At 33.7% G+C, this 12,168-nt stretch carries 8 protein-coding genes; 7 read left to right on the top strand and 1 reads right to left on the bottom strand.

The window, feature by feature from the left end:
* The first annotated feature begins 116 nt into the window (after window positions 1-116).
* Genes Q4548_RS15395 through Q4548_RS15405 form a run of 3 tightly spaced genes read left to right on the top strand, consistent with a single transcriptional unit; the run spans window position 117 to window position 2,572 of the window.
* On the top strand, window positions 117-1,376 hold the full coding sequence (locus Q4548_RS15395; RefSeq protein ID WP_303456541.1) for a Y-family DNA polymerase: 1,260 nt from the start codon (window positions 117-119) through the stop codon (window positions 1,374-1,376).
* On the top strand, window positions 1,376-1,798 hold the full coding sequence (locus Q4548_RS15400; RefSeq protein ID WP_303456544.1) for a LexA family transcriptional regulator: 423 nt from the start codon (window positions 1,376-1,378) through the stop codon (window positions 1,796-1,798). The genes Q4548_RS15395 and Q4548_RS15400 overlap by 1 nt, the downstream gene beginning before the upstream one ends.
* Entirely contained in the window at window positions 1,799-2,572 is a 774-nt protein-coding gene (locus Q4548_RS15405) for an arginine deiminase-related protein (protein WP_303456547.1), read from the top strand.
* Between the two features lie 37 nt (window positions 2,573-2,609).
* Here the strand turns inward: Q4548_RS15405 and Q4548_RS15410 are convergent, their stop codons facing one another.
* The gene (locus Q4548_RS15410; RefSeq protein WP_303456550.1) at window positions 2,610-5,177 is read right to left on the bottom strand and encodes an ATP-dependent Clp protease ATP-binding subunit; all 2,568 of its coding nucleotides are present in this window, start codon (window positions 5,175-5,177) and stop codon (window positions 2,610-2,612) included.
* A gap of 291 nt (window positions 5,178-5,468) precedes the next feature.
* Here Q4548_RS15410 and gyrA point away from each other — a divergent pair, with 291 nt between their 5' ends.
* The 4 genes from gyrA to urtA all read left to right on the top strand — a co-directional run bounded on the left by gyrA (window position 5,469) and on the right by urtA (window position 12,148).
* Window positions 5,469-7,982 carry a DNA gyrase subunit A gene (gene gyrA, locus Q4548_RS15415; protein WP_303456552.1) on the top strand — a complete coding sequence of 838 codons (2,514 nt, stop codon included), beginning with the start codon at window positions 5,469-5,471 and terminating at the stop codon, window positions 7,980-7,982.
* Between the two features lie 14 nt (window positions 7,983-7,996).
* Window positions 7,997-9,196: a lipopolysaccharide assembly protein LapB gene (locus Q4548_RS15420; protein WP_303456555.1), complete on the top strand. Its 1,200-nt coding sequence runs from the start codon at window positions 7,997-7,999 to the stop codon at window positions 9,194-9,196.
* Between the two features lie 379 nt (window positions 9,197-9,575).
* Window positions 9,576-10,850 carry a hypothetical protein gene (locus Q4548_RS15425; protein WP_303456558.1) on the top strand — a complete coding sequence of 425 codons (1,275 nt, stop codon included), beginning with the start codon at window positions 9,576-9,578 and terminating at the stop codon, window positions 10,848-10,850.
* Window positions 10,851-10,882: 32 nt separating this feature from the next.
* Window positions 10,883-12,148: an urea ABC transporter substrate-binding protein gene (gene urtA / locus Q4548_RS15430; protein ID WP_303456561.1), complete on the top strand. Its 1,266-nt coding sequence runs from the start codon at window positions 10,883-10,885 to the stop codon at window positions 12,146-12,148.
* The last annotated feature ends 20 nt before the right edge of the window (window positions 12,149-12,168 follow it).

A 12,168-nucleotide genomic window follows, 5' to 3' on the forward strand; every position in this document is an offset into this window, starting at 1 on the left:
TCTTTGAATTGCCTAAAACAAAAAGCGAGTAGTGATAGCACGACCCCGAATCAAAGGGGAAACGCCCAAAGAAGAATAGTGCAGATGAATAACATCTTTATCGGTATCTTTGGTATATGTATGGAATAGTAGATTGCAACAGTTTTTACGCTTCGTGTGAACGTGCTTTTAGACCTGAATTAAAAGGAAAACCAATTGTAGTTTTGTCTAATAATGATGGTTGTGTAATAGCACGTAGTAATGAGACTAAAGTTTTTGATGATATTCCGATGGGAGCGGTAGCGTTTCAATATAAGCAGAAATTTAAAGCCTACGGAATACATGTTTTTTCATCTAATTATTCGCTATACGGTGATATGAGTTCTCGTGTAATGACAATTATTGAACAATATGTAGATGCTTTGGAACCTTATTCTATAGATGAAGCTTTTTTTAGGTTGCATGGTAAAACTGAGGAGGAGGCAATGTTGATAGGAAAAAAAATTCAGAAAGAAATATTACGTCAGTTAGGTTTGCCCGTTAGTGTTGGGATTGCAAAAAGTAAAGCATTGTCTAAAATAGCAAATAATATTGTGAAAAAATTCCCTGAGAAAACGAATCATGTTTATGTGATAGGAACGGAAGAACAGCGAGTGAAAGCATTGCAATGGACAAATATTAGTGATGTTTGGGGAATAGGTAGAAGGTTGAGCAAACAATTAGAGGTAATGAGTATTGACAAAGCTTATGGCTATACGTTGTTGTCTGATGAATTGGTAAGAAATCGTTTTTCGGTAGTTGGTTTAAGGTTGAAACATGATTTAGAAGGTAAGCCCACAATCGCAGCTGAAAAAGAGGGAGACAAATTGACGATAATGACAACTCGAAGTTTTCCTAAAGCATTGTCGGACTTAAAGGAAATAGAAGAACGTGTGGCTACATTTGCGAATAGTTGTGCTGAGAAATTAAGAAAACAGAAGAGTGAGTGCGGTGGTGCATATCTTTTTTTAAGATCAAATAGCTACGGAAAAGAATACGTTAAATTGAGTGCAATGGTGCATTTTGGTTTTGAAACAAGCTCTAGTATTACTATTACAAAAGAGGTACTACTAAAATTACGTGATATTTTTAAAGAAGGTTATGCATACAAAAAGGCTGGAGTTGTTTTGATTTCTATCAAACCTGCAAATATGCATCAAACTAGATTGTTTGCAGATGAAAACCCCAAACATAGGTTGTTAATGCACACTATGGATGAGATGAATGAAAAATTAGGAAAGGGAAAACTTAAGTTAGCGAATCAGGATATAAAACAAACTTGGAAAATGAGACAAGAGCATTTGTCTCCCCAATATACTACAAATATAAACGATATCATTAAGGTAAACTGTAGATGATGAATTTGACTTTTTATAAATATGAATCAGAAGGTTTTATAGAATTACCTTTTATAGAAGAAGGAATTAAAGCGGGATTTCCTTCTCCAGCAGCAGATTTTGAAGGAAAAAGAATTTCTTTAGACAAGGAGCTGATTAAAAATGAAACAGCTACTTTCTTTGCAAGAGTGGATGGTGATTCTATGATAAATGCAGGAATGTCTGATGGGGATCTATTAGTGATTGATAGAAGTTTGGAGCCTCAGAGCAATAAGATAGCTGTCTGTATGTTGGATGGTGAGTTTACCGTAAAACGTTTAAGAGTTACCCGTGAAGCTGTATATTTGGTTCCAGAAAACAAATCATTTTCAGAAATAAAAGTAGAAGATGATCAAGAATTGGTGATTTGGGGAATTGTAACTTATGTGATAAAAAAAGTATAAATGATATTAGTAGATTTTAGAAATTGGGATTTTGGAAAATCCTTAGGATATTTGCCCAATACTCAAAAAGAATTGTTGCAGAGAGATTTTGAAGTTTTAAATAAACTAGGTGATTTTGAGGTGTTAGAATTGTTTGGTGTTGATAAGAAGCCTATTGTTCTTTCAGACTTGTTTTTTGAAAACAAAGATAATATAGCGGTTTCGCCTGTGAAAAACGTATCTAATTTTTACGAAAGCATTGATCTTGTCTTGGAAACAAAGAACAAAGAAGTTGTAGATTATACAGAAGCAGCTGATGAACAAGTTTATTTTTATGGAGCTAGTAGTTTGGTTGTACATTCAGATTCAGAAATAGCTTTGTGTGGTATTAATGATTTTACAGATGAATCTTTGTTTGAAGAATATTGCGAAGATTTTGAACTGACTCCTTTTAGTTTTGAAATTTCTAATGATATTTTAACTAGTGATATAGCCCTATTTACAGGGAATACATTGTTACTTTGTTTAGATTTTATAAAAGATAAAAAGACTAGAAAAGATTTGTTTTCTCTGTTAAAATTGAATCACCTTGATGTGATTTTAGTTACAAAAGAACAAGTAGAAAAGGGAGTTTTAAATATGAAGTTAGTAGAAAATACTTTGATAATAACAAAGCAAGCTGAAGTTTTACTTACAAAACAACAAAAAGAACAATTATTAAAAAATAGTACAAAAGTAGCAACACTTCCTTTTTTAGAAAAAGTAGGTGTCAAACTAAGAGATGTTATTTTATAAAAAAAAGGATGAACTGTTAAGTTCATCCTTTTTTTATTTATTCTGTTTCATTGTCTATAGGGTGTTCTATAGAAATGGTCAGTTCTTGTTTTTCTTTGTCGAAATTCATGTGAATAGAATCTCCATCTCCCAAATTAGAGTTGACAATTTCTTCGGCCAAAGCATCTTCAATGTACTTTTGAATTGCTCTTTTTAGAGGTCTAGCACCATATTTTTGATCAAAGCCTTTCTCTGCTATGTAATCTTTAGCTTCATCGCTTAGAACCAAAGTGTATCCTAAACCACTAATACGTTTGGTAAGTTTGGACAATTCAATGTCAATAATTTTATGAATATCTGTACGTTCTAAAGCATTGAATAAAATAACATCGTCTATCCTGTTCAGAAATTCAGGAGCAAAAGATTTTTTCAAAGCACCTTCAATCACACTTTTAATATGGTCGTTAGCTTGTGCCGTTTTAGAGGCTGTTCCAAACCCAACTCCAGCACCAAAGTCTTTTACCTGGCGAGCTCCAATATTAGAAGTCATGATAATAATGGTGTTTCTGAAATCAATTTTACGACCCAAACTATCGGTTACGTATCCATCGTCTAAAATTTGTAAAAGCATATTAAATACATCAGGATGCGCTTTTTCAATCTCGTCCAAAAGGATAATAGAGTAAGGTTTTCTTCTTACTTTTTCGGTCAATTGACCACCTTCTTCATAACCTACATAACCAGGAGGTGCTCCTACCAATCTAGAAATGGCAAATTTTTCCATGTACTCACTCATGTCAATACGAATTAACGCATCGTCAGAATCAAACATTTCAGAAGCCAGTATTTTTGCTAGTTGAGTTTTTCCAACACCTGTCTGTCCTAAAAAGATGAACGAACCAATCGGCTTGTTTGGATCTTTTAGTCCCACACGGTTACGTTGAATTGCTTTGATTACTTTAGCCACAGCTTCGTCTTGACCAATTACTTTTCCTTTAATGGTATTTGGCAATTCTTTCAGTCTGTTGCTTTCTGCTTCGGCAACTCTGTTTACAGGAATTCCAGTCATCATAGAAACAACTTCAGCAACATTTTCTTCGGTAACAGTTTCTCTATTCAGTTTAGAAGCCTCTTCCCACTGTTGTTGAGCAGAAGCCAATGCAGCTTCCATGTTTTTTTCATCGTCTCTTAACTTGGCAGCTTCTTCGTATTTTTGTCCGTTGACTGCTTTTGTTTTTTTCTCTTTGATGTTTTCTAACTCTGCTTCTAGCGTAATAATCTGTTTAGGAACCACAATATTTGTAATGTGAATTCTAGATCCAGCTTCGTCTAAGGCATCAATAGCTTTGTCGGGTAAAAAACGGTCGGTCATGTAACGGTTTGTTAATTTTACACAAGCCACAATAGCTTCATCTGTAAAAGTAACATTGTGATGATCTTCGTATTTACCTTTGATATTGTGCAAAATCTGAATTGTTTCTTCTTCGGTTGTAGGTTCTACAATTACCTTTTGGAAACGCCTCTCTAAAGCACCATCTTTTTCAATATTCTGACGGTATTCGTCTAAAGTTGTTGCACCAATACATTGAATTTCACCTCTTGCCAATGCAGGTTTTAACATGTTGGAAGCATCTAAAGAACCGGTTGCTCCTCCAGCTCCAACAATGGTGTGAATTTCATCAATAAACAAAATAATGTCATCGTTTTTCTCTAGCTCATTCATCAAAGCTTTCATGCGTTCTTCAAACTGACCACGGTATTTAGTGCCAGCAACTAAACTTGCTAAGTCTAAAGAAACCACACGTTTGTTGAATAAAATTCTAGAAACCTTACGTTGTACAATTCGTAATGCCAAACCTTCAGCAATGGCAGATTTCCCTACACCAGGTTCACCAATCAACATTGGGTTGTTCTTTTTACGTCTACTCAAAATTTGAGAAACACGTTCAATTTCTTCGTTACGTCCTACTACAGGATCTAACTTGTCTGTTTCTGCAAGAAATGTTAAATCTCTACCAAAGTTGTCTAAAACTGGAGTTTTAGATTTTTTGTTAGGACTGTTTTGTTGTGGTTGACTTCTTTCAAAAGAACCCGTGTTTCCACCAGAAAAATCTTGAGAACTTTCACTGATTGGATCAGAGAAAGTATCTTCTATAGCTTCATCAAGACTTTCTTCGTCATCTCCTTGGCTTAGTTGTTTGTACAACGATTTTACATCATTGTAATTTACGTGTAATTTGTCCAATATTTTGGTAATAGGATCGTTGTCGTTACGCAATATGCATAGTAATAATAGTGCTGTATCTACAGTTGTACTGTTATACAATCGAGCTTCCAAAAAAGTAGATTTTAATGCTTTTTCGGCTTGTTTGGTTAGGTGCAAATTTTTTCGGTCACCTGCTGGAATTGGTAAGCTAGAAATAGGATGTAACGCTTCTACCTTGTGTTTTAAATACTCAAGGTTGACATCTAATGCAGTTAACATATCGTTAGCTTTGCTAGTTTGATTTCGAATAATACCCAACACCAAATGTTCGGTACCAATAAAGTCATGACCTAGTCTGATAGCCTCTTCTTTACTGAAACCAATCACATCTTTTACTTCTTGTGAGAAATTATCATCCATATTCTATCGTTTTTTAGATTAGGTTCTACGTAAATTTAGTAGATTTTTTTTAGATAATTTACAAATAACCTGCCATTGTTTGAACAAGACAAAATGTCTTGATTTTAAATGGTTGTAATTCAGTTGTTTGCGATCTTGGTATGTTGTTAAAACAGATAAAAAGCTAAGTATAGTCTAGCGGTGAATGTTGATAACTTGTACTTAAATAACCCCTCTAATCAACTTGTAAAATCGATGAAAAGGTGTAAATTGCTATGTTGATAATAAAAATATAACTTAAGAATAATATACATGATTGAAGGAGAAAAGCTGATTCCGATTAATATTGAGGAGCAGATGAAATCTGCATATATTGATTACTCAATGTCTGTAATAGTGTCACGTGCTTTGCCAGATGTTAGAGATGGGTTAAAGCCTGTACATAGAAGAGTTCTTTTTGGAATGCATGAGTTGGGTATAAAATCAACTGGAGCTTATAAAAAATCTGCAAGAATAGTAGGAGAAGTATTAGGAAAGTATCACCCACACGGTGATACATCGGTATATGACTCAATGGTGCGTATGGCTCAACATTGGAGTGTGCGTTATATGATGGTTGATGGACAAGGGAACTTTGGTTCTGTTGATGGTGATAGTCCGGCAGCAATGCGTTATACGGAGGTTAGAATGCAAAAAATATCTGAAGAAATGTTGTCGGATATTGAAAAAGAAACGATTGACTATCGTCTAAATTTTGATGATACCTTGAACGAACCAACGGTATTGCCTACTCGTATTCCAACCTTGTTGGTAAATGGAGCTTCAGGTATTGCAGTAGGTATGGCCACCAACATGGCTCCTCACAACTTAACAGAGGTGATTGATGGGATTACAGCTTATATAGAAAATAGAGATATTGATATTGATGGTTTGATGGAATACATCAAAGCACCAGATTTTCCTACAGGAGGAACTATTTATGGGTATGAAGGAGTAAAAGATGCTTTTCATACAGGTAGAGGGAAAATCGTCATTCGTGCCAAAGCCTCTTTTGAAGAAATTAAAGGGAGAGATTGTATTGTGGTTACCGAAATTCCTTATTTGGTGAATAAGGCAGAAATGATTAAAAAAACTGCTGAATTAGTCAATGAGAAAAAGTTAGAAGGAATTGCAAACATTCGTGATGAATCTGACCGTAAAGGAATGCGTGTTGTGTATGTCTTAAAGAAAGATGCAATTCCAAACATTGTTTTAAACAAATTATACAAATATACCTCTTTACAAACATCATTTAGTGTAAATAACATTGCTTTGGTAAATGGAAAACCAGAGATGTTGAACCTAAAAGATTTGATCCATCATTTTGTGGAGCACAGACATGAGGTTGTGACTCGTAGAACTGAGTTTGATTTAAAGAAAGCAGAAGCAAGAGCTCATATCTTAGAAGGATTGATCATTGCATCAGATAATATTGACGAAGTAATTGCAATTATTAGAGGCTCTAAAAACGGTGATGAAGCTCGTGAAAAATTAATGGCTCGTTTTGAATTGACTGAAATTCAAGCGAAAGCGATTGTTGAAATGAGATTGCGTCAGTTGACTGGATTAGAGCAAGATAAATTGCGTTCAGAATATGATGATATCATGTTGTTGATTACTGATTTGAAAGATATTTTGGCAAATGAGCCAAGAAGAATGGAAATAATTAAGAATGAATTGATTGCTGTTAGGGAAAAATACGGTGATGAAAGACGTTCAATTATTGAGTATGCAGGAGGTGATATGAGAATTGAAGATATGATACCAGATTCTAAGGTAGTTGTAACAATTTCTCATGCAGGGTATGTAAAACGTACTCCATTGTCAGAATACAAAACACAAAATAGAGGTGGAAAAGGACAAAAAGGTGTGGCTACCAGAAACGAAGATTTCTTAGAGCACTTATTTGTAGGGACCAACCACCAATACATGATGTTCTTTACTCAAAAAGGGAAAGTTTTCTGGATGCGTGTATACGAAATTCCAGAAGGAACTAAAGTGTCTAAAGGTAGAGCGCTACAAAACTTAATCAACATAGAAAATGATGATAAAGTAAAAGCTTTCTTAGTAACACAAGATTTAAAAGATACAGAGTACATCAATAGTCATTATGTGATTATGGCGACTAAACAAGGTCAAGTTAAAAAGACATTGTTAGAGCAATATTCTAGGCCAAGAACCAATGGAGTTCAGGCAATTACCATTAAAGAGGGGGATGAGTTGTTAGAAGCAAAATTGACCAATGGAACAAGTCAAGTAATGTTGGCTTTAAAATCTGGTAAAACCATTCGTTTTGAAGAAGAAAAAACACGACCAATGGGTAGAACTGCATCTGGAGTAAGAGGAATTACACTTGCGCATGATAAGGATGAAGTAATTGGTATGATTGCTGTAGATGATATGGAGAGTGAAATATTGGTTGTTTCTGAAAAAGGATATGGAAAACGTTCTAAATTAGAAGATTATCGTATTACAAACAGAGGTGGTAAAGGTGTGAAAACATTAAATATTTCTGATAAAACAGGGGAATTGGTTTCTATTAAAAATGTAACGGATGAAGATGATTTGATGATCATCAATAAGTCTGGAATTACAATTCGTATGGAAGTTGAACAGCTAAGAACAATGGGTAGAGCTACGCAAGGAGTTAGATTGATTAATATTAGTGATAACGATTCTATTGCAGCTGTAGCAAAAGTAATGAAGGATGATGAAGATGTAGAAATAGAGGCGGAGGATGTTGTTGAGAGCACAGACGAAACTAACGTAGATACAAATAAAGAATAAATAAATTATTACCAATGAAAAAAATAATAATATTGATTTTGAGTATAGGGATTTCTTTTTCGACACTTGCTCAAAAAAAAGAGTTGAAAAAGGCTGAAAAATTAGTAAAATCTTTTAAAACAGGAGCAGCTTTTAATGCTTTAAATGAGCAGAAAGATGCTGTTGTGGGTACAGAATATGAATCTTATTATTATTTTTTAAGAGGAAAGAATTTTTTCGGGAAAAGCAATAAAAATAATTTTGACAAAGCCGTTAAAGAATTTTATCATGTTTTAGCGATTGAAGTTAAATCGGGACAAGATGACTATTCTGATAAGGCAATTAGTTATATCAATATCATCAATGATTCCTATTTTTCTGAAATTACAAAAGCTTTAGCGAAAACCAATTATATAGAGGCAGGTAAGGTTTATGAAAAGTATTACAAAACAGTTCCGGAAAGAAGAGATGTTTTAAGAATGGTGTTGTATTGCTATCAAAATGCCAAAGACAATGATAAAATTGCTGAAGTTTTACATCAATTGTTGAAGTTAGACACAGGTGATATGTCTTATAATGCGACTAATAAACATACAAAGCGTGTAGATGAGTTTTTTAAGAAAGAATCTAGAGATTTAGCTGTGAAACGTAAAACACATGAAAAGCCAGATGATTTAAAAATAGAAACCAAAACTCGAGTAGATTATTACAATTCATTGGTTAGAATATACCATCAAAAAGGAGATAGTGAGAAAACCTTAGAGGTGCTAAGCAATGCTAAAAAAGAGTTTCCTGCAAAAGTAAAATTCTTTGAAGATTATGCTGCTGTAGTTTATGGTACAGGTGATAAGGAAGCTTATTTGAAATCTTTAGAAGAGGTTTTTGCTTTGGATGCTAGTAATAGAGACTTGTGGTTTAACTACGGAGTGATAAGTCAAGATTTAGGAAAGAAAGAAAAAGCGATAGAAGCGTATGATAAAGCGATAGAGATTGATCCTGAGTACAGAGGTGCATATATCAACAAAGCATTGCTAATCCTTGCTGATGAGAGAGATTTGATCAATGAATTGAATGAGAATTTAAGAAATAAAAAGAAGTACAATGAGATAGATGCAAAAATCAAAGAAATGTACTCAAGAGCAATTCCTGCATTTGAAAAAGCAAATGAATTAAAGCCAGATGAAGGAATTAAAGCTACTTTAGAGAACTTATATAAGTCGTTAGAGAAAAAATAAGTTTTTGAAAATTTAAGACAGTAGTTTTTGTCGAATAAATTGATGTGAAAACCTCAATCTTAGTATTCTAAGATTGAGGTTTTTTTGTTTTATAAAGTTTTTTATACTGCTTTATTTGATTGTGATTTGGAAAAAGAAAATAAGAGAGAAGAAATTTTGAAGTCAGTATTACTTAGGTAATTTCAGAATAAGTTTAAAAATTGTTTTTACGTAGTTTTTTAAGTGGTTTGTAATAGGTTTTTGCATGTTTTAATCGCTTTGTTGTAAAAAATTTGCACACCGTTCAAGTAAATTTATAGATTTGTGTACGTAAGTAATTTAAGTAGTGTCGCGACATACTTACGTATTTTAACTTAATCAACATCAACTATAAAAACTTATGAAAACATTAAAATTATTATTCATTGGAACGGGTCTTTTGATCTCTTCTCTAGCTTTTGCTGAAAACCCAATAAAAACGGTATTAGATAAAAGTATTGAAATTCAAGCAGAAGTAAAATTGATGGATTCTATTAAACCAGAAGAGGTATTCAAGCCGTCAATTCATGTTGGGGGAATTATTCACATGTATGCGGGTATGCAGCAAAAAGGTTTTGCATTTGGAGGAGATCCAAGTTTGTCAGATGCAAGTGATTGGGAGTCGGATTTTACTGTGTATAGAGGTAGAGTTCTAATTGGAGCTCAATTATCTAAAAAAGGGAATTTCTTTATGGAAACGGAACTAACAACTTCTGTCAATGGAGCAAATGACATTACAGGTAGCAAGAGTACTAGAATTACTCCAATGATTTTGGATGCTCAGTACGAACATGTTTTTAGCGATCAGTTTTCTGTAATTGGAGGTTTACAATTGGTATCACACAATAGAAATGGGTTACAAGGAGCTGCTGGATTGATGGCAAATGACTTTACTTATTATCAATATCCTTACAATTTGCATCCAAACAGTCCATTACAAAATAATTTAGGACGTGATTTAGGAGTGAATTTTAGAGGTTTTTTAGCAAATGAAAAATTAGAATATCGTTTAGGGTTCTTTTCAGGTAGAACTTCTTTTGCAGGAACAGATGAGTCTCCTTTAAGAACTGTGGGTAGATTGGTGTACAATGTATTTGACAAGGATAAATCTTTTTACTATTCAGGAACTAACTTAGGAAACGGAAAAACATTATCTATTGGTGCAGGTGTAGATACACAAGGTAGTTATACAGCTATTGGAGGAGATGTGTTTTTAGACATGCCTGTAGGAACTTTAGGTTCAGTAACTTTAAACGGTGCATATTCTTATCTAACAGGAGGAAATGATGTAACAGAGGATTATACGTTTGCAGAGATGATTCCTACACAAGGTACACAGTATTTAGAATTAGGATATTACTTTAAAGATACAAAACTACAGCCTTGGATAAGATATGAAAAACAAGACATGAATTCAGAAGATCAGCAAACAGGAGGTATTTCTACAAGTGATTTTGACAAATACAATACAACAACAGTTCTTGGTGGAGGGTTGAATTATTGGTTTAATGGATACAATACAAATTTAAGATTGTCGTATACATCAACTACAAAAACATTTCAAGATTTGAGTTTGAACGATCAAACAAAAACATATGGTCAACTTTGGCTGCAGGTACAATTATTTATTTTTTAACTAAAAAAAACGAAAACTAAAAATACAATCACATGAAAAATTTAAAATTTAAAAAAAGAAATTTTGTCGCTTTTGCATTTGCAATAGCAATGATGTTGACAAGTTGTGGCGATGCTAAAAAAAGTAAAAGCACAGAAACCGCTGTTGCTGCTACAGATGAAACTATAAAAGTAGGAATCTTACATTCGTTGAGTGGAACTATGGCAATTTCAGAAGTTTCGTTAAAAGATGTAGTCTTAATGGCTATAGATGAAATTAACGATGCAGGTGGGGTTTTAGGTAAAAAATTAGAGCCTGTAATTGTGGACCCAGCTTCTGATTGGGATTTGTTTGCTGAAAAAGCAAAAGAATTGTTAACCAAAGACAAAGTAGATGTGACTTTTGGATGTTGGACATCTGTATCTCGTAAATCTGTTTTACCTGTTTACGAAGAATACAAAGGATTGTTGTTTTATCCTGTTCAATATGAAGGGCAAGAGCAATCACCAAACATTATTTATACAGGAGCAACACCAAACCAACAATTGATTCCTGCTGCAGAATATTTAATGAGCGAAGATGGTGGAAGCTATAAAAAATTCTATTTGATAGGTACTGATTATGTTTTCCCTCGTACGGCGAATAAAATTTTAAAGAATTTCTTATTGGCTCAAGGAGTTCCTGCTGAAAACATCATTGAAGAATATACCCCTTTTCATCACCAAGATTATCAAACAATTGTATCTAAAATTAAGCGATTTGCTTCTTCAGGAGATGCGTGCGTGTTGAGTACTGTAAATGGAGATAGTAATGTTCCTTTTTACAAAGAGTTTGCGAATCAAGGGTTGTCTGCAACTACTTGTCCTATTATGGCTTTTTCTGTGGCCGAAGATGAATTGAGAGCTATGGATACAGAGTTTTTAGTAGGGCATTTGGCTGCTTGGAATTATTATGAGTCTATCAAAACAGCTGAGAATTACAAGTTTGTAGAAAAATTTAAAAATTATTGTGAAAAGAATGGATTACCAGGTGGTAAAGATCGTGTTACAGATGATCCGATTCACTGGTCATATGCTGGAGTTTATTTGTACAAAGCAGCTTTAGAAAAAGCGCAAAGTACTGATGTAGAAAAAGTAATAGCAGCTTTGTCTGGTTTAAAATTAGATGTTCCGGGTGGAGAAGTACAAATGCATGAAACAAATCATCATTTGGCAAAGCCTGTATTGATTGGTGAAATTAGAGCAGATGGTCAATTTGATATCATTTCAGAGTCTAAAGGTTTGGTAGTTCCAGAGCCTTTTAGTCAATATGCTAAGTAAATAAACAGTAACAATCAATC

This window comes from Wenyingzhuangia sp. 2_MG-2023 (assembly GCF_030548295.1).
Taxonomy (GTDB): Bacteria; Bacteroidota; Bacteroidia; order Flavobacteriales; family Flavobacteriaceae; genus Wenyingzhuangia.